The sequence below is a fragment of the Paenibacillus sp. FSL H8-0283 genome (assembly GCF_045040675.1).
Lineage (GTDB): Bacteria > Bacillota > Bacilli > Paenibacillales > Paenibacillaceae > Paenibacillus > Paenibacillus amylolyticus.
Window position 1 is genome coordinate 3,121,068 of sequence record NZ_CP150295.1, and the last position, 18,182, is coordinate 3,139,249.

18 protein-coding genes are annotated in these 18,182 nt (G+C 42.2%); 16 read left to right on the plus strand and 2 right to left on the minus strand.

Annotation, left to right across the window (positions count from 1 at the left end):
- The first annotated feature begins 108 nt into the window (after positions 1–108).
- The 8 genes from MHI52_RS14075 (at position 109) to MHI52_RS14110 (ending at position 7,010) form a co-directional block, all read left to right on the plus strand.
- Positions 109–1,272 (plus strand): MFS transporter, encoded by a 1,164-nt coding sequence (locus MHI52_RS14075; RefSeq protein ID WP_253508147.1) that lies wholly within the window; start codon positions 109–111, stop codon positions 1,270–1,272.
- Positions 1,273–1,490: 218 nt separating this feature from the next.
- Positions 1,491–2,057 carry a sugar O-acetyltransferase gene (locus MHI52_RS14080; protein ID WP_127545825.1) on the plus strand — a complete coding sequence of 189 codons (567 nt, stop codon included), beginning with the start codon at positions 1,491–1,493 and terminating at the stop codon, positions 2,055–2,057.
- Positions 2,058–2,095: 38 nt separating this feature from the next.
- Entirely contained in the window at positions 2,096–2,686 is a 591-nt protein-coding gene (locus MHI52_RS14085; RefSeq protein WP_405159389.1) for a sugar O-acetyltransferase, read from the plus strand.
- Positions 2,687–3,015: 329 nt separating this feature from the next.
- Complete coding sequence (locus MHI52_RS14090) at positions 3,016–3,693, plus strand: response regulator transcription factor (protein WP_282321568.1); 678 nt, start codon at positions 3,016–3,018, stop codon at positions 3,691–3,693.
- The gene (locus MHI52_RS14095) at positions 3,690–4,703 is read left to right on the plus strand and encodes a histidine kinase dimerization/phospho-acceptor domain-containing protein (protein ID WP_405159244.1); all 1,014 of its coding nucleotides are present in this window, start codon (positions 3,690–3,692) and stop codon (positions 4,701–4,703) included. The genes MHI52_RS14090 and MHI52_RS14095 overlap by 4 nt, the downstream gene beginning before the upstream one ends.
- Positions 4,704–4,798: 95 nt before the next feature.
- Positions 4,799–5,512 carry an ABC transporter ATP-binding protein gene (locus MHI52_RS14100; RefSeq protein WP_282321566.1) on the plus strand — a complete coding sequence of 238 codons (714 nt, stop codon included), beginning with the start codon at positions 4,799–4,801 and terminating at the stop codon, positions 5,510–5,512.
- Entirely contained in the window at positions 5,509–6,258 is a 750-nt protein-coding gene (locus MHI52_RS14105) for an ABC transporter permease (RefSeq protein ID WP_282321565.1), read from the plus strand. Before MHI52_RS14100 ends, MHI52_RS14105 begins: the two co-directional genes overlap by 4 nt.
- Positions 6,255–7,010, plus strand: coding sequence for an ABC transporter permease (locus MHI52_RS14110; RefSeq protein WP_282321564.1), 756 nt, complete (start codon positions 6,255–6,257; stop codon positions 7,008–7,010). The genes MHI52_RS14105 and MHI52_RS14110 overlap by 4 nt, the downstream gene beginning before the upstream one ends.
- Before the next feature lie 943 nt (positions 7,011–7,953).
- On the opposite strand, the gene MHI52_RS14115 is transcribed toward MHI52_RS14110, so the two are convergent.
- Positions 7,954–9,387: a glycoside hydrolase family 1 protein gene (locus tag MHI52_RS14115; RefSeq protein WP_405159245.1), complete on the minus strand. Its 1,434-nt coding sequence runs from the start codon at positions 9,385–9,387 to the stop codon at positions 7,954–7,956.
- A gap of 345 nt (positions 9,388–9,732) precedes the next feature.
- On the opposite strand from MHI52_RS14115, the gene MHI52_RS14120 reads away from it, so the two are divergent.
- Both MHI52_RS14120 and MHI52_RS14125 read left to right on the plus strand, forming a co-directional pair.
- On the plus strand, positions 9,733–10,701 hold the full coding sequence (locus MHI52_RS14120; RefSeq protein WP_405159246.1) for a LacI family DNA-binding transcriptional regulator: 969 nt from the start codon (positions 9,733–9,735) through the stop codon (positions 10,699–10,701).
- A 205-nt stretch (positions 10,702–10,906) separates the two neighbouring features.
- Positions 10,907–11,200 (plus strand): DUF3817 domain-containing protein, encoded by a 294-nt coding sequence (locus MHI52_RS14125; RefSeq protein WP_036608336.1) that lies wholly within the window; start codon positions 10,907–10,909, stop codon positions 11,198–11,200.
- A gap of 79 nt (positions 11,201–11,279) precedes the next feature.
- Here the strand turns inward: MHI52_RS14125 and MHI52_RS14130 are convergent, their stop codons facing one another.
- Positions 11,280–11,417 (minus strand): hypothetical protein, encoded by a 138-nt coding sequence (locus tag MHI52_RS14130; protein ID WP_017688678.1) that lies wholly within the window; start codon positions 11,415–11,417, stop codon positions 11,280–11,282.
- Between the two features lie 118 nt (positions 11,418–11,535).
- Between MHI52_RS14130 and MHI52_RS14135 the strand changes: the two genes are divergently transcribed.
- The 6 genes from MHI52_RS14135 to MHI52_RS14160 all read left to right on the plus strand — a co-directional run bounded on the left by MHI52_RS14135 (position 11,536) and on the right by MHI52_RS14160 (position 18,148).
- On the plus strand, positions 11,536–11,880 hold the full coding sequence (locus MHI52_RS14135) for a thioredoxin family protein (protein ID WP_036670761.1): 345 nt from the start codon (positions 11,536–11,538) through the stop codon (positions 11,878–11,880).
- 180 nt (positions 11,881–12,060) lie between these two features.
- Entirely contained in the window at positions 12,061–13,083 is a 1,023-nt protein-coding gene (locus MHI52_RS14140; protein WP_315370754.1) for a LacI family DNA-binding transcriptional regulator, read from the plus strand.
- A gap of 119 nt (positions 13,084–13,202) precedes the next feature.
- Positions 13,203–14,192 (plus strand): sugar ABC transporter permease, encoded by a 990-nt coding sequence (locus tag MHI52_RS14145; RefSeq protein ID WP_200868492.1) that lies wholly within the window; start codon positions 13,203–13,205, stop codon positions 14,190–14,192.
- 15 nt (positions 14,193–14,207) lie between these two features.
- Entirely contained in the window at positions 14,208–15,095 is an 888-nt protein-coding gene (locus tag MHI52_RS14150) for a carbohydrate ABC transporter permease (RefSeq protein ID WP_405159247.1), read from the plus strand.
- A gap of 37 nt (positions 15,096–15,132) precedes the next feature.
- The gene (locus MHI52_RS14155; protein WP_405159248.1) at positions 15,133–16,776 is read left to right on the plus strand and encodes a sugar ABC transporter substrate-binding protein; all 1,644 of its coding nucleotides are present in this window, start codon (positions 15,133–15,135) and stop codon (positions 16,774–16,776) included.
- A 22-nt stretch (positions 16,777–16,798) separates the two neighbouring features.
- A complete protein-coding gene (locus MHI52_RS14160; RefSeq protein ID WP_405159249.1) occupies positions 16,799–18,148 on the plus strand; it encodes a glycoside hydrolase family 30 protein in 1,350 nt (449 codons plus the stop codon).
- Positions 18,149–18,182 lie beyond the last annotated feature (34 nt).

Consider the following 18,182-nt stretch of genomic DNA (forward strand, 5'->3'; position numbering starts at 1 on the left):
GTTTTTTTTGTTATATCTTTGTTTGAAAACAATCATGAAAATAACTATTGAAACTTTCATTCTTATGGGTTACTATCGTAGTTGTAACTTTTTGAGGAGGATTCAAAAATGAATAAGAAAGTATATGTGCTCGCTATCGCAGCATTCGTGGTAGGAACCGTTGAACTGATTTTGGGCGGAATTCTGGACCTGATTGCTACGGATCTTCATCTTTCCCTGGCGAAAGCCGGGTATTTAATCTCTATTTTCTCACTTGTCTATGCGTTGTCTGCGCCGATTTTATTAAATATGACGGCCAGATTCGAGCGTAAAAAAGTATATATGTGTACGCTGTTTGTATTTCTGATCAGTAATCTGATCTCTGCATTTAGTTCCAGCTTTTATATGCTGATGGCGGGCAGAGCACTCGGAGCCGCCACGGGTTCACTTATTTTTGTGCTCTCCCTGACCCTTGCAGCACGTATTGTGGAACCACAATATAAAGGACGCGCCGTGGGGATTATTACCATGGGAGGCAGTGCATCACTTATCCTAGGTGTACCTCTTGGAATCTTTGTAGGTAACTTGGCAGGCTGGCGTGAGGTGTTTATGTTGATCGCTATTCTCACAGCAGTCGTTATGGTGGCCATCTGGATTGCGATGGATCGTGTGCAGCCTATTCCTGCTGTATCCCTGAAGAAACAGCTTACGGCTCTGTGGAATCCAAAAATGTTGGCAATCCATGCTACAACTTTGCTTGTGCTTGCGGGTCATTTGACTTTATATGCGTATTTCACGCCATTCTTGCAAGAGACGTTGGGAGCAAGCTCAACGATGGTCACCTTTATCTATATGATGTTTGGAATCGCCGCTGTTGCAGGTGGAGGAATCGGGGGCATGTTATCCGATCGTCTGCATCCTGCTAAAGCCATTATCATTGTGCTGATTCCCTTTATCGTGAGTATGGCTGTCATTCCGTTCAGTGTAGGATTGCCTTTGATCGCCTTCTTGTTATTGTTAAGCATCTGGAGTGCACTGAGTTGGACCGTTACGCCTGTACAAAATAGTCTCATTATCAAAACGTCGCCGGAAACAGCCGAAACGCTAATTAGCACTAACTCAGGTATTGCACATGCAGGTATTGCACTGGGTACCTATATCGGCGGCATGGTGATCGATCATTCATCGATTCTGAACACCGGATGGGTTGGTTCTGTTCTGATTCTGCTTGGTTTGGTGTCTGCCATCTATGCCATTAGCGTTAAGGAAAAAACCGTTCAGGCGGTTGCTTAGAATAAAGAAATTGGACAAAAGCTTGAACCTCTGCATTCCCATAGTCTAATGGGTGTAGAGGTTTTTTTGCTGTTTCGCTAGAGTACGCGTCAGTAGAATAAACCATTTTCATATCGAGCAAAACTTGCTTTATTCATCCTAATCTATATAATTAAAAGAGTTTTTAAAAGTATTACTTAATGTTTAATTACATGATGTGTATTGAGGGAGCGGTGATCATGACTACGAAGACGGAAAAACAAAAAATGCTGGATGGCGAGCTGTACATGGCTTCGGATCTTCAATTGTCTGAGGACAGAGAGTATGCAAGGAAAATGACGCGAATGTTCAATCAAACGACGGAAACGGACGGTGAGCTTCGCACCAAGTTATTGAAGGAACTGTTGGGATCTACAGGTGAACACCTGGGCATGGAACCTAATATTCATGTGGATTATGGATATAACATTCATGTAGGCAATCATTTTTATACCAATTTTAACTGTACGATATTAGATGTGTGTGAAGTTCGTATTGGAGACCATTGCTTAATGGGACCAGATGTACATATCTATACGGCTACTCATCCACTCCATCCGCATGAACGCAATACGGGTGCAGAATATGGCAAGCCAGTCACGATTGGCAATAATGTATGGATTGGTGGCAGAGCCGTTATTAATCCAGGGGTTATCATTGGAGACAACGTGGTCATTGCTTCCGGGTCTGTGGTTACAAAGGATGTTCCCGATAATATGATCGTTGGCGGCAATCCTGCTAGAATCATTAGAGAGATTGAGCTTTAATTTATTTTAGATAGAAGATGGGAAGTGCTTACGAAATGATGACTGAAAAAGAAAAATCTCAATTAGGGCTCTTGTATAACGCCAATTATGATCAAGAGTTAATTGAAGAGCGTTTACATGCCAAAGGGCTTTGTTACGATTATAACCAGCTCCATCCAGCCAAGATCAATGAAAGAGAAGAGTTAATCAAGAAACTGCTGGGGAAAACGACGGATCGTTTCCTGATTGAACAGCCATTTGTATGTGATTACGGCTATAATATTGAAATTGGTGAGAACTTCTACAGCAATCATAATATTGTCATGCTGGATGGAGGAAAAATCAGTTTTGGAGATAACGTTTTTGTTGCTCCCAATTGCGGATTTTATACAGCAGGCCACCCTTATGATGTTGAGCAGCGCAATGAAGGTCTGGAGATCGTTGGACCCATCACGGTGGGCAATAATGTGTGGATCGGTGGCGGTGTGACAGTTCTTGCCGGTGTGACGATTGGAGATAATACGATCATCGGTGCAGGGAGCGTAGTGACCAAGAGTATACCTTCTGGTGTGATTGCTGCGGGTAATCCTTGCAGAATCATTCGCAAGATAACAGAAGAAGACAAAACAAAGTACAGCATGGATGTGTGAAGTGTCGAGGGACAAGAACATATTCCCATTGAAGTCGCTATTTTAGCGGCTTTTTTTATGTTATCGGTACAAGAACATGTTCCTATTTCCGATTAGACATATAACTAATCTTTATTTTCCCCTTAATTCATTAAACTAACGGAATCGATAGCGTTATGAAACAAAAAAAGCAGTCGATTTACGAGATCGGTTGCTTTTTTCAACTAACGGCCATTTCTCGTGAAAGATCGGGTACATAGAAGGAGCACTTATTTTCTTAAATGGAAACGATGGTATGCGTTATGTTAATCTGTCTAATAGTGGACACCATTCAGAGAGAGGGATGTTACTTGAGAAGAAACTTATTATACATCGAAGATAATGAGAAGATAGGCAAATTGGTAAAGGAGGAATTAGAACAGCGAGGCTTTTCGGTTCAATGGCTACTTAGTGGTGAGGGAGCTGAAAAAGATGTGCATCAGTATGAAGTCGTTATTTTGGATATCATGTTACCTGGCTTAGACGGATTTACTGTGGGAAAACGATTAAAAAAGGCAGCTCCTGATGTTCCGATATTGCTGTTATCTGCTCGAACATCGATTGATGATAAGGTAGATGGTTTACAATTTGCCGATGACTATGTAACGAAACCATTCCATACAGATGAATTAGTTGCAAGATTAGAAGTACTAATCCGGCGAAGTGGCGGAATACATTCCAAACGCATTTCATTAGGAAATCATATTGAAGTAGATCTAGGAGTCAAAATGATATTTGATAAACGCACAGGTGAAGAAATTATATTGACAGGGAAACAACATCGAATATTAATGTACTTCTTACGCCACCCTAATCAAGTTCTGCCAAAAGAACAAATCTATGAGGCTATTTGGGAAGAAGCTTATATTACTGGTGATAAAACATTAATGGTACATATCCGTCGGCTGCGTCAGAAGTTGGAACGTAATCCAAATTCCCCGGAGATTATAGAAACGTTGAAGGGAATAGGATATCGGGTGAAATTATGAGACAGAATAGGTCATTATTTCGCCGTTTTCTAAAAGTACATTTTCTATTTATCTTTTTTCCTCCCATAGTGCTTATTTTCTTCAGTGCGTTTGTTGGGTTTGCGGGTAGTATCCATGAAGAAGATCTGAATACGTTGAATTTATTTTATATCACTGTTCTATTATTTAGTTTTATCATGGTTGCATTTGTTGTTTTGTCTTGGTTGTTCTTCTTGAAACTTCGCAAACGTCTCACCTACTTACAAGAATTCATGTCGTTTTCAGCTACAAATCACTCATTTCCTAAACCAATATCGGTTCAGAGTGATCGCATGGATGAAATAGACCAGTTAGGGAGTTCCTTTAATTGGATGATTCAGCAGCTTGAGGACAGCCGCAAGCGGGAAAATGAAGAGGAATCATTAAGACATCGGCTCATCGCGAATTTATCTCACGACTTACGAACGCCACTTACTATTTTGAGAGGACATGTCACCAGGTTAAATGAGGAATCAATTAGTTTGGAAGGACAAAACTCATTAACGGAAATGAACCATACAATTACAAGAGTCGGAGAGCTAATGGATGATTTACTTTCTTATACCTTGATTACATCAGGGAAATATCCTTTTCATCCGACTTCAACAGATATTGGACGCTTAGTAAGAGCATCAGTTGCTGCGTGGTATCCTGCATTTGAAGAACAAGCAATTCGGATCGATGTTGATTTACCGGTAGAGAAGACTTTTTATTGGGAAGTAGATCCTAAATGGATGACACGAGTTCTGGATAACTTATTTCAGAATGTTCTTCGGCATGCAGCAAAGGGGGAATATGCAAACATTGTAGTTGATATAGAAAATGAACAGATTATTATTGAAGACAGAGGTCCGGGTATGAATAACTCATCCGATGAGCGCGGGGTGGGGATTGGCTTATCGGCTTCAAAATATATGTTGAAAAAAATGAAGTTGAAAGCTGTCTTTACATCCAATAAAAATGGCACAAGAATAGCTATTGGCAGGGCTTAACCTAAAGTTAACCCAGAAGTAAACAACATGATATCCGAGATGCAACTTTGCTTCTTTATAATTACAACCATAACAGAAGAAGGGATGTGTTATGGTTGATTACCATTAATAACTTAGTCAAACACCGAGGAACCCAAAAAATCTTATCAGGTATCAGTTTCAAAGCCAGACCAGGTAGAGTCACCGGTTTTTTAGGTCCAAATGGGGCAGGGAAAAGTTCTACACTTCGTATCCTGCTTGGATTAGATCGTGCCTCCTCAGGGAGTGCACTAATTAATGAAAAGCCATTTGCAGAATTACATAATCCTTTAGTAACTGTAGGCGCTGCAATGGATGGATCGGGAGCTCATGGCATGCGAACAGGACGGGCGCACTTACGTTGGATTGCTCGTGCCGCAGGCTTGCCTCTCTCACGTGTCGAGGAAGTTTTGGAAATAGTAGGTCTTACTACTGCGGCGGGCAAAAGAGTCGGGAGTTATTCACTTGGTATGGGGAAAAGACTTGGGATGGCAGCTGCACTACTTGGCGATCCAAAAATATTGATTTTGGACGAACCCGTAAACGGGCTCGACCCGGAAGGGATTCGCTGGATTCGGACATTTTTACGTGAACGTGCCGCGTCTGGAAACACCGTGTTACTATCCAGTCATCTAATGGGAGAGCTTGCAGAGACGGTTGATGATGTGGTGATTATTAAGCATGGGAAAATCGTTGCAGATGGAACATTGGAAGAAGTCATAGGTACCCATTCCACGCTAGAGGAATCCTTTTTTGCCCTGACATCTGAACGTGCAGGGAATGCTCTATGAGAGCAATCAACGCTGAACTGTCTAAATTACTTTCCCTGCCGGGCATTTGGCTTGCTCTTTTTATTGGAGCATTTGCTCCAGCGATCTTTGCTGCATTGGATAGTCTAACACAAAAAGCGGACATTATAGCTGGAATCAGCACACGCCTAGCGGAAGTCGGCTATATTGGATTAGGTTTTGGGGTACAAGGAGTCATCATCCTTGGTGTGCTTGCTGTAAGCAGTGAGTATTTGACAGAGAGCAGTGAATCTGGTGGAGGACAACAGATGACAACCAGTTTATCTGTTGTTTCATCCCGACTTTATGTTTTGTTGGCAAAAGGAGGCGCCGTGACAGTAATTAGCGCATTGCTTTGTATGGTTGCTATTATAATAATGGTGCCAACAACGCATCTTATTCTTGATGAATATGCTCCTGCATTTGAATGGTCCAGACTGTTCGGTGCCCTTTGTTACTGGATATTTACCGCTCTTTTAGCAGTTGGGTTCACTGTTCTAACTAAAAATAGCGTTATACCTCTTGCTGTGCTCATGATCAACTCATCCATCGTATCATTTAGTGTTCTGCTTTCTAAGATTACGACGTTGGCGATGTACTTACCCGATCGGGCTGGCATTGATATGTTTATGTCTATGAGTGACAGATTCCACACTCCGTTCATAGGCGGTTTAGTCATGTTTGCTTGGGTATTTGTTCTCTTCATTATTGCAGCTATTGTATTCTATAGGAGGGACGTTGCAGCATGAGTGTCTCTTCTAGTAAAAAGATAACACCAATTCTCAGTGCTGAACTGGGCAAACTCGTTACATTACCATGGATATGGTTCACTCTTACGGGAGCGTTCATTATCAATTTAGTTCTAGCTGTAGCGTTTACTTCTATTGGCCAACAAGGGGCTGCAGGAACTCAAAGGATGGTGGATACAGGACTTGCGTCTATGGGATATCTTCAAGCAGGGTTCATTATTCTTGGAATCTTAACAACTTGTTCGGAGTATACCGGCGGACAGATTCGAACCACTTTAACTGTGACACCTTGGCGTGGGTTTCAATTATCCGCGAAGCTTCTGGCATTGGCTATTATAGCTATTCCCGCGGCGTTTATTATGGTTGCATCAGGTGTGCTATATGCTTTTGTTATGACGAGAGACACAAAAGTGATTGAGATGAACACATTAATTAAAACATTAGTAGGTGCAACAGGCTATTTAACAATGACTAGTCTTCTCAGTGCAGCTATAGGTGCTTTAATTAGACGAACGACTCCTGTACTAGTCATTCTGCTTGGGTATTATTTTGTTGTCAGTCCGTTGGCAAGAAATTATCTGCCAGGTATTAAACATGTTTTTCCGGATACGGCAGGATATTATATGTATAGGTCGCTTTCCTCTGATGAAATGAATGTCCTTACACCAATGCAAGGGACAGGCATTTCAATGTTATGGACACTGATCTTTATTATATTTTCTGTTGTATTATACCGTAAGCGAGATGCCTAAGCGATCAATGGTCAGAGATAATCATAAAACAAAGGTAACCAAAAACTTGTTTTTGTATAATCATGGTAAACACAGATATGTGAGGAGAGAGTTTGCACAGAAAAAGGTTTTTTTAAGGATGCTGAAGAGGTCATAGCAAGAATAAGTAATTATGTAACTTTTGCTGCGTTTGGTATCGTGTGTTTTTACAAGAGGAATGGAAGTCAAGAATCAAAATGAAGAATGATTTAAGCAATAAACGAGATGGAGGTGAAATTGTCCAGTAGCTACCGTTCGAATTAATCATAGCCCAAAAACTAGACGTTAAAGATAGCACGATGAATGTGTCAACAGTAAATCATTACGCTAACGGGAAACGATAGCTCTATAATACAAAGAAAGCAGCTGATTAATGTGATCAGCTGCTTTTGTACAGAATAGTTAAGTACCCATCACGACACAGTTGGAAATCGAAGGATATTTAAAGTCGATTTCAATTGTCCAAGGCAAGAACATTGTGTCATCGCGGATTAAATTGTTATCTAAATATTATCTTGAGATAAATTATGTGGTGGGATAAGGCTCAAATCATTCTCTGAAGGCAAAATCTCCGTTCCACTTCTGAATAGAGTGGGAACTTCAAACTGTCGAGTGGGATATTTAATCTGTTTCATTAAGCTAATAGCAGGTTAGCTTACCTAAATGTAAGTCAAGAGGGAACAGAACTTGTTCTCTTTATCGATTAGATAAATGTCAAAACAAAAAAATCATTTACTTAAAAAAAACATATAGTGAAGAATATCATTATCATATTAGCCATTAAAAATACCCGATGTTTATCATCGGGTATTTTTAATAAAATCCCCAGACAGAAAACATGCCAAGGTATCGTATAACCGACACTCTTTCATGTGATATGTCTGGGGGATAGAAGAATGTATCTGTTACATTTGCTTAAAGAACCTTAACGTTGCAAACTTTTCCCGTTACTGCTGATCACTTCTTTGTACCAATGGAAGGATTTCTTGCGATAACGTTCGAGTGTTCCTGATCCATCGTCATGACGATCCACATAGATATAGCCATAACGTTTTTTCAACTGGGCAGAAGACGCACTGACAACATCAATACAACCCCATGATGTATAACCCATAATTTCAACGCCATCTTCAATAGCTTCACCAACCTGAACCAGATGATCATTCAGATACTGGATGCGGTAGTCATCTTCAACTGTTTTCTCGCCGTCCGCACCCGTGATCAACTCATCGACAGCACCAAGACCATTTTCAACAATAAACAGTGGTTTTTGATAACGGTCATAGAACATGTTAAGCACATAACGCAATCCTTGCGGGTCAATCTGCCATCCCCATTCACTTGCTGGCAGATAAGGGTTAGGTACACCCCCAAGCAGGTTACCTTCACCTGCGATTTGTTTCTCCGGGTCTGCTGTCTGACAGATACTCATGTAATAACTGAAAGAGATAAAGTCTACCGTATTCAGCAACATTTCCTCGTCGCCAGCTTCCATCTGAATCTCGATTCCATTTTCACGGAAGTAACGTTTCATATAACCAGGGTAACGACCTCTTACGTGTACATCGCCGAAGAAATAGTTGCTATGTTCGAATTCCATGACTTTGATCATATCGTCTGGATTCGGTGTCAGCGGGTAGGTAGGCATACTGAGCATCATACAACCAATCTGTGCCGTAGGAATAATCTCATGACAGAGCTTCACAGCGGAAGCACTGGCTACAAACTCATGATGGATCGCCTGATAGAGATCTTGCTTGCTAAGCTTTTCCTTCGGCGTGTAGATGCCTCCGCTCATGAAGGGTGCTTCAAGAATCGAATTGATTTCGTTAAAGGTAAGCCAGTATTTTACTTTGTTTTTATAACGTTTAAATACGGCAGTTACATAACGCTCATAGAATCCAACCATTTTCCGATTAACCCAGCCGTCGTATTCTTTGGACAAGTGAAGAGGTGTCTCATAGTGGGACAGCGTAACCAGTGGTTCGATCCCGTATTTGCGACACTCGTCAAACAGATCGTCGTAGAACTGCAATCCTTCTTCATTTGGTTCCAGCTCGTCCCCTTTTGGGAAAATCCGGGACCAGGCGATGGAAGTACGGAATACCTTGAAGCCCATCTCGGCAAACAGTTTTACATCTTCCTTGTAGCGATGATACAGATCGATACCGATCAGTTTCATGTTATCTTCGGTTGGTTCTTCCGTGATTGGCCCCATGATGCCTTTGGGAGCTACATCCTGAGTAGATAATCCTTTGCCACCTTGATTGTATGCACCTTCAGCCTGATTGGCTGCAATTGCGCCACCCCACAGGAAATTTTCCGGGAATTGATAAGTATGATTTTGAGAGTTGCTCATGTGTATCGCTCCATTCATCAAATTGATATTAAGAGGTTGTTCATATATGACATAAAAAAAGCTTAAACGTTGTAACGGGTTACACGTCAAGTTTTACTTTTGACCCCAAATTAAGGCATACTATTATTCTAAATAAGTTCAACTAAAATTTACACGAAAACGGAGAGGACAGAAATAACCAGAAGAAGCGAAGCGGTCGTCTTTATCCCCGGATTTTCCCGTTTAGATATGGGAATCAAAAAATCTGGGGATAACAGCGATCGGAAGGTTGTTCTGTCATCGAAGTGCCAGTGTAAATAACCTTAGTTGAACTTATATAGTTCGTTAGCAAGAAGGGAGTCTCCGATGTCCAAGTTTGATGAAATTATGAAGCGGTCCGGTTACTCAAAAGCGACGGTGTCACGAGTGATTAATCATTCTCCGCATGTTAGTGATGAAGCAAGACAGATCATAACGGATATTATGAAACAGTTGAATTATATTCCCAACCGGAATGCGGTATCGTTATCTACAGGGCAGACAAAGCAGATTGGAATTGTGACCTCTACCACAGGTGAGATCATTCTTACATTCATGAATCAATTCATTGATACAGCCATGGATTTTGGGTTTCAGACGATTATCTATACATCCCGTGGAGATCCGGAGATTGAATTGCAGGCTTTCGAAGATCTGCGCAGTAAACGAGTCGATGGGCTAGTTATTATTGCTTGTGTTAATGATCCTCGGAAATTAAAGGCGTATATGGAATACGGTCCGATTGTCTCCTGGCAGCGAATGGGGAATGACGAGATTCCGTCTGTTGCTATGGATCAGGCAGAAGGGTATAAGTTAGCTCTGGAGCATCTGGTTTCGAGAGGATACACCCGAATTGCAAATGCATTTGGCAGGGCTGAAAGTTTGAATACCCAGAGCCGCTGTGAAGCCTATGAATCTTTCATGAAGAGCAGAGGGTTGCATGTGTGGACTGAAGCATATCAATATTCCGTATTTAGCTCCTCCGATGGCGAAGAAGCGATGCGAAGAATGGCTGAGGGGCCAGAACTTCCACAGGCCGTATTATGTTCAAATGATTATGCAGCCATCGGCATTCTTAGTGAAGCACGCAGAAGGAAAATTCAGGTACCGGAACAACTCGCCATTGTGGGGTTTGATGATATCGAGCTTTCCCGTGTTCTTGGAATCACGACCATACACAATCCGATTGCGGAGCAAGCCACTCAGGCTTTCCATCAATTGTGGGCCGTATTGGGTAAAACGGAGTTACAGACCGAACAGCTAACATACCAGCTGATTGAGCGTGAGACGACTTGAATCCGTAAGACTTGATGTGGGAATCTGGTTTTATGGATTCAATAATTATTCAAATTTGAAACATCTTTGAATCGGAGTCATACGTTATACTGAATATGAGCTTCAGAACGACATATCTGTACGGAGATGTGGCGTGAGGTTTTTGTATCATGTTACAAGTTACATATTTCACAAACGATTAGCAGGAAAGGTGAGAATGGACTTTATGAAAACAGTGACAGGCCGATTCAGAATTGCGGGCATATGGGAGGGCGTATCCTTACTTCTGTTGATTTTTATTGCTATGCCTCTGAAATATTTTGCAGATATCTCTTCCGCTGTAGCAGTAATGGGCATGATTCATGGTATTTTATTTCCTTTGTACCTTATTGCCCTTGTGCATTTGGCTCTGGTCAAAAAGTGGAAGATAACACGCTGGTTAATGGGTGGACTCGCCGGTCTACTGCCGTTTGGTACTTTTGTATTCGAATCTTATCTTCGAAAGAGAGATTGGAAATAAAAATCAATATGACTAAATGAAAGCAGGCGACTAATTCAGATGTTATCCGAATTGTCGCCTGTTACTTTCTGTACAAGTTCTACTTTACTGTACCTTGCTGACGATCGGACAATAAACTGACTCCAATATCGCCAGAGGCATTTGACACAGGTGTATACGCCGAGAAGGAAGTAACAACAACCAGGGCAGTGAACAGAAATAAGAATGATTTTTTCATACCATAACCTCTTTCATATGGGGATATATTCCATTTGATTCTAACGCACATAGGCTATACTTGAAAAGAAAAAGTTTAAATGAGCAAGCTATTGAATGATTGAAAGGGTTGAGCTGCTATGAAAGATATTCATGAGTTAACATCCATAGAAATGGTTGAAGAAGTTATTCAACAACATGAATTGGTTTTTTTGTATGTATCTCGTCCAGAGTGCAGTGTATGTCACGCTTTACTCCCCAAGATCAGGGCATTGCTTGAACCTTATCCATCAATATACCTCGGTCACATTAATGCTAACGACGTGGAAGAAGTTGCTTCCAAGTTTCTTATTTTTACCGTTCCAACAATGATCATGCTTGTGGAGCAGAAGGAATATATTCGAGCGGATCGTTTTGTCCGCTTGGAACGTCTGGAAGAGCAGCTGCAACAGATTCACTCCATGTATATCCAGGATGAGGAATAGAAAGCTAAAGCTTCATGAACGGCGGCTCATACATGAGCCGTTTTTTTGCGCCCGCAGTGGCATATAGCTATGAATAAAGTACATGATGCCTGAACTCGCAAATTAAAGTGTTGCCATGAAAACGGTTTTATGATAATTTAAACATTATAAAAACGTTTTTATAGTAAAGGAACAAAACTTATGGCAAAGATAACGATTAAAGATGTAGCAAGGGAAGCGGGCGTATCCATATCTACGGTCTCCAACGCCTTAAATGGTGTGGATGTCTTAAACCCGGAGACAAAATCACATGTTCTTAAGGTGGCAGAGCGTTTAAATTATGTGCCCAATCTGAATGGCAAGCTGTTGAAGTCCGGTCAAACCAAAATGCTTGGTTTTTTCACTACAAGTGTATCGGGTCCGTATTTCTATAAGCTGGTTGAGTCAATGTCTCGTGAATGTGATCGTCTTGGGTATGGTTTGAATGTATTTGTGACCAAGGATAAACACGTTATTATGAGTAATATCCTTGGTCGGCGGGTGGATGGTGTCATTATCTACGAAGAGCTTCGGATTGATGAGCAAGATATTATCGCCATGGAGAAAGACAAGATCAAGGCGGTTTTTCTGGATCGGGTTTATCAGAGTGATACGATGGGAAGTGTCATTTTTGACTCGTACGTGGCGGCTTATGAAGCTACCAAGTATTTAATTGGGCTGGGGCACAAGAAAATTGCTTATATTTCGGGTGTGGACACGATGTTTGACAGTGTGCAGCGTAGAGACGGCTATCTGGCTGCCTTGCGTGAATACCAGCTTCCAGTCGATGAAGATTACATTATACAAGGGTATTTTGAGGAGGAGAGCACGTATAGTGCGATAAAATCTTTTCTTCATTTGCACCCCGGCAAGCGGCCTGATGCATTTCTTGCAGGGAATGACTTGAGTGCAATTGGCTGTATGCATGCGTTGAAGTCTGAGGGCTTTGAAGTGCCTCAAGATGTTAGTGTCGTGGGTTTTGACGATATTGATATCGCACAGTATTTTTCTCCACCGCTTACAACGGTAAGAAATCAAATTGCAAGACAGGGTATCCTGGCAATCAATCAACTGGTGGGTATGATTAAGGAGAAAGAACAAGGGGCTGCGCAAAAATTGGCGGGTGAGCTGGTGGTTAGAGGTTCAAGCCATGTGAAGATCGACCGGAAAGACTACCGTACATAAGTTGACTCAGCTTCTTCTCCGGTCTTTTTTTACATAAATAAAAACAAAGGGGTTTTTTATGTCCAAAAATAAAAACGTTTTTATATAAATGTATGCATGATGGAGGGGAGTAAAAAAACGTGGATAAATTAGCCGTAGAGACTTCAACCGGTAAAAATGCGATCAGTCCCAATGGGAAGAAACCCATCGGGCAACGGATTAAAGAATTCATAGTCGATTATCGGAGACAATGGGAGATTCAATCGATGATTATCCCAGGCATTATCTTTATGATTATTTTCTGTTACATCCCGATTTATGGTTTGACAATTGCCTTCAAAAATTACACGGTCATTGATACGCTTGCTACCGCTCCTTGGGTAGGGCTCGATAATTTCAGAATCATTTTATCAGATAAATACTTCTGGGATGCAGTTGTGAATACGCTGGGGATCAGTTTTTTGAAATTAGGTATCGGGTTTGTCATTCCGATCATTCTCGCAATCATGATCTACGAGTTAAACAGCGGACGCTTCAAGAAGTTTGTGCAAACGGTTTCATATTTACCTCACTTTTTGTCTTGGATCGTACTTGGGGGAATGCTGATCACCTGGTTTTCGACAACGGGCTTATTTAATCAGTTGTTACTTAGCCTGGGAGTGATCTCGCAACCGCAGAACATCTTGCTGGATGCAGGAAAGTATTGGTGGATTGCTACGTTATCGGATATTTGGAAAGAAGCAGGTTGGGGAACGATTCTGTATCTGGCGATCATGGCAAAGATTGATCCTACGTATTATGAAGCTGCCAAAATTGATGGTGCAAGCCGTCTTAGACAGATCTGGAATATCACATTGCCCAACATGAAATCAATCATAAGCCTAAATCTGATTTTAACTGTAAGCGGTTTATTAGGGTCGAATCTGGATCAGACCTTGGTTCTCATGAACTCCCAGAACCGCGACAAAGCGGAAGTTATCAATTCTTATGTGTATCGTATGGGGATGTCTCAGGGTGACTTTTCATATGCAACGGCCGTTGGCTTGGGTGTCTCCATCATCTCTGTCATTCTGCTCGTCACTGCAAACAAAATCACAAGCAAATTAAACGATAATCAATCTGTGTTGTAGAAGGAGGCATCCCGCGTGAATGGAAAGGTGGCAAAAGAAGATCTCGATAGTCGGATCTTTGATACCTTAAATATAGTTTTGTTAATCATCTGTACGATCGTTATTCTGGTTCCGCTCTGGAATGTCATCATCTCTTCCTTTAGCTCAGGCAAAGCGTTAGCGGAAGGTGGGTTCATCTTCTGGTCACCGGAATTCTCGCTGGAGAATTACAGAGCTGTATTCAATGATCAGGGCATCTGGCAGGCCTTCTTCATATCGGTGTCCAAAACAACGATTGGCGTTGTTACACATGTGTTCTTTTGTGCCATGGTTGGTTACGGTCTGAGCAAAAAGTACATAAGAGGCCGTAAATTATACGTTGCCATGGGTGTTATTACAATGTTCTTCTCCGGTGGCATGATCCCGACGTATCTGTTAATCAAATCACTTGGCCTGCTTAACAGCTTCTGGGTGTACATTATCCCGGCGTTATTCAGCTTCTATGATGTCGTGATTCTGATGAATTTCTTCCGGAATGTCCCGGATTCTCTGGAAGAATCGGCCAAGATTGACGGCGCAGGCGATTGGCATATTTTCCTGAAAATCTTCATTCCACTCTCCATGCCTGCCATGGCTACAATTGCGCTATTTAATGGGGTGGGGCAATGGAACGACTTCATGACAACCAAGTTATACATTACCGATCAGTCACTGTATCCACTCCAGATGATGTTGTACGAGATTATCGTACAGTCACAGACACAATCCATGCAAAATGTCGGGGGTTCAGCTGTTATTGAAACAACGACCAAAGGCGTGCAGTTAGCCACCATTGTCATTACAACACTCCCTATCGTGCTGATCTATCCCATCGTTCAGAGATACTTTATCTCGGGAATGATGCTCGGAGCAGTCAAGGAATAGGAGCAACCAATACCCCATTTTGAGGAGGAACAAAAATATGTTGAAGTTGAACAAGACATCAGGCAAAAAAGGGATTAGATTGCTCGCAACACTGCTCACAGCCGTACTTATGATTACAGGTTGCAGCGGTGGATCGGGTGGCTCCAGTGAAGGGAATTGGGTATCCATTGAAGATCGTTATACGGTTGACCCGGAAAAGCCGGCTTGGCAGTTGGATAAAAAGGAAGAGGCTACCGACCTGACATGGTACGTCAATGCCGACTGGTGGAACACTGATTTTGGTAAGGACATTGTTACCAAGAAAATCAAAGAGGATCTGAACATCAATATCAAATTCATTACGGGTGATGATACCAAGTTAAATACCTTTTTCGCTGGTGGGGATATGCCTGACTTGTTGACGGTGTTTGACTCCAATTCTCCTGTGGTACAAAAAGCAGCAACCTGGGCGATGCCGCTGAACGATCTGGCGGAAAAATATGATCCTTACTTTAATAAAGTTGCAGCTGCCGATACATTGAACTGGTTCCAATTGGCGGATGGTAAAACCTATGGTTACCCGAACTATTCCAATACACAAGAGGATTATGATAGCGGTAACATTCCTGCCAAAACGGCATTTATCATTCGTAAAGATGTGTACGAAGCTTTGGGTAGTCCGGTCATTGGAACGCCAGAAGAATTCCAGAGTGTGATGAAACGAATTAAGCAAGAGTTCCCTGCGCTGATCCCGTTTGGATTCAACTCCATTGGTGAAGGAACAGGTTCACTCGGGGATACGTTACAAGATTTCATCGGCGTTCCGTTGGAGACCGAATCAGGAGAATTCTATGATCGCAATCTGGATGAAGATTACCTCACGTGGTTGAAAACATTGAACACCGTGTATAGAGACGGCAATATCAGTGATGACAGTTTTGCCGATGATGGAACCGCTTTTGAAGAAAAAGTGAAGTCCGGTAAATATGCGACGATGCTGCTTGACGGTACACCTCAACAAGGAGGAAACTTGCAAATCTACATGAGTGCGAATCCAGGCAAAGAATATGTTGCTATCGATGGACCACAGAGCACCAAAGGTAATGCACCAACATTGAATCAATCCGGAATAACCGGGTGGATGATCAACTTCATTTCCAAGGACTGTAAAGATCCGGCCAAGGCCATTCAGATATTCACATATTTGCTGAGTGAAGAAGGACAGACGCTTATGAATTACGGGATCGAGGGGGAAACCTACCAAACCAAAGCCGACGGTAGTGTAGAATTACTGCCAGCAGTGAAAGACCTGCAACTCAATAACGCGGATCAATTCAAAAAAGATTATCGGATGGGTGAATTTATGTTCTTTGGTCATGACCGCCACAAAGCACTCAGTGCAGATGCTTTTCCTGAAGCGATTAAACAGATGCAGGAGTGGGGCAAAGGCAAGCTGAAACCACACTTTATTCTGGAGAATATTAGCCCGGATCAAGGTACACCTGAGGCTCGTGCGTTGTCAGCAATCAATACGAAGTGGAATACAACGCTGGTCAGTATGGTACGGTCCAAGGATGATGCCTCGTATGACAATGCACTGGCTTCTTACAAGTCATTTTTAGGTGAGAACCGTTGGGAAGAGATTGTGAAGGTACGCAGTGAAAAGATGAAATTGAACAAAGAGAAACTAGGCATTCAATAATTGAAATACAAAGGAGAATCCTATGACTACATTCAAAATGTACAAATCCACGGGTGAAGAAGAGTTATTCGTATCTCTATCCCAGGAGCAATTGAAACCACTGGATGCTGATAAGGAGACAACGACCATCCATCTGGATGATCAGTTAACGTATCAGGAGATGGACGGATTTGGTGCTTCTTTTACCGATTCTTCCGCCTATCTGATTAATCAAATCTTGAATGAGGAACAGCGGGATGAGGTCATGACCCGGCTGTTCCATCCAGAGAAAGGGATTGGGCTGTCAGTCATCCGTAATCCAATGGGGGCTTCGGACTATGCGAGAACGGTATATAGTTATAACGATATGCCCGAACAGCAGACGGACCCGGAATTAACCCAATTTAGTATTGCACATGATGAAGGGGACCTTATTCCTTTAACGCAAAAGGCGTTGGCATTGAATCCTGAACTGAAGCTGTTTGCTTCACCCTGGAGTGCACCCGGCTGGATGAAAACGAGTGGATCTATGATTACCGGACAATTAAAGACTGAATGGTATCCCGTTTATGCTGAATATTTCGTGAAATACATTCAAGCGTATGGCAAGCATGGATTACCGATTCATGCCATCACACCACAGAATGAGGCCCTCTATGAACCCGGGCACTATCCCGGAATGTTGATGCCAGCCGAAGCGCAAGCAGATTTTATCAAAAATCATCTCAAACCAGCCTTTGTGCAAAATGATATTCAAACCAAGATTCTCTGTTACGATCACAACTGGGATCAACCGGACTATCCCCTGACCGTACTTGAACAAGCGGGAGAGGAAGTGGATGGTGTAGCCTGGCATTGGTACGGGGGCGATGCTTCTGCTCAAACGAAGGTTTATGAAGCTTTTGCAGGTAAAGAAGTGCATTTCACTGAAGGTTCGGGTGGAGAGTGGATCCCGCCATTTGAGCAAGCCTTCTCGAATGTGATGCGAACGGGAATTCAGATTCTTCGCAATTACAGCAAGTCCTTTGTACTTTGGAATATGGCACTTGATGAGAACAACGGGCCAGCCGTTCCGGGATTTGGCCGCAGTACGTGTCGTGGGATCGTACAGGTGAATCAGCAAACAAAGGAACTTACGTATACACTTGATTATTATGCTCTGGCTCATTTCAGTGCTGTGATCCGCCCGAAGGCTGTTCGGATCGAATCAACATCCAGTGGTGATGGAATTTGTTCTGTGGCTTGTAAAAATGCCGATGGTTCCGTAGCGTTAGTCCTCTTCAATGATGGGGAGAAAACGGGCAACATACAGGTTAAGCTGCGCGACGATGTATTGATGAAGTTCCAGCTGGAAAGCAAGAGTGTCTTGTCCGTATTGATCACAGATTTATAAAAGGATGGAGTTATAACCAGGCTTCATCAGAAAA

Excerpts from the sequence above, each read along its gene's own strand:
- MHI52_RS14075 (WP_253508147.1), top strand. The coding sequence starts at position 109 with ATGAATAAGAAAGTATATGTGCTCGCTATCGCAGCATTCGTGGTAGGA.
- MHI52_RS14080 (WP_127545825.1), top strand. The coding sequence starts at position 1,491 with ATGACTACGAAGACGGAAAAACAAAAAATGCTGGATGGCGAGCTGTAC.
- MHI52_RS14085 (WP_405159389.1), top strand. The coding sequence starts at position 2,096 with ATGACTGAAAAAGAAAAATCTCAATTAGGGCTCTTGTATAACGCCAAT.
- MHI52_RS14095 (WP_405159244.1), top strand. The coding sequence starts at position 3,690 with ATGAGACAGAATAGGTCATTATTTCGCCGTTTTCTAAAAGTACATTTT.
- MHI52_RS14105 (WP_282321565.1), top strand. The coding sequence starts at position 5,509 with ATGAGAGCAATCAACGCTGAACTGTCTAAATTACTTTCCCTGCCGGGC.
- MHI52_RS14110 (WP_282321564.1), top strand. The coding sequence starts at position 6,255 with ATGAGTGTCTCTTCTAGTAAAAAGATAACACCAATTCTCAGTGCTGAA.
- MHI52_RS14115 (WP_405159245.1), bottom strand. The coding sequence starts at position 9,387 with ATGAGCAACTCTCAAAATCATACTTATCAATTCCCGGAAAATTTCCTG.
- MHI52_RS14120 (WP_405159246.1), top strand. The coding sequence starts at position 9,733 with ATGTCCAAGTTTGATGAAATTATGAAGCGGTCCGGTTACTCAAAAGCG.
- MHI52_RS14125 (WP_036608336.1), top strand. The coding sequence starts at position 10,907 with ATGAAAACAGTGACAGGCCGATTCAGAATTGCGGGCATATGGGAGGGC.
- MHI52_RS14130 (WP_017688678.1), bottom strand. The coding sequence starts at position 11,417 with ATGAAAAAATCATTCTTATTTCTGTTCACTGCCCTGGTTGTTGTTACT.
- MHI52_RS14135 (WP_036670761.1), top strand. The coding sequence starts at position 11,536 with ATGAAAGATATTCATGAGTTAACATCCATAGAAATGGTTGAAGAAGTT.
- MHI52_RS14140 (WP_315370754.1), top strand. The coding sequence starts at position 12,061 with ATGGCAAAGATAACGATTAAAGATGTAGCAAGGGAAGCGGGCGTATCC.
- MHI52_RS14155 (WP_405159248.1), top strand. The coding sequence starts at position 15,133 with ATGTTGAAGTTGAACAAGACATCAGGCAAAAAAGGGATTAGATTGCTC.
- MHI52_RS14160 (WP_405159249.1), top strand. The coding sequence starts at position 16,799 with ATGACTACATTCAAAATGTACAAATCCACGGGTGAAGAAGAGTTATTC.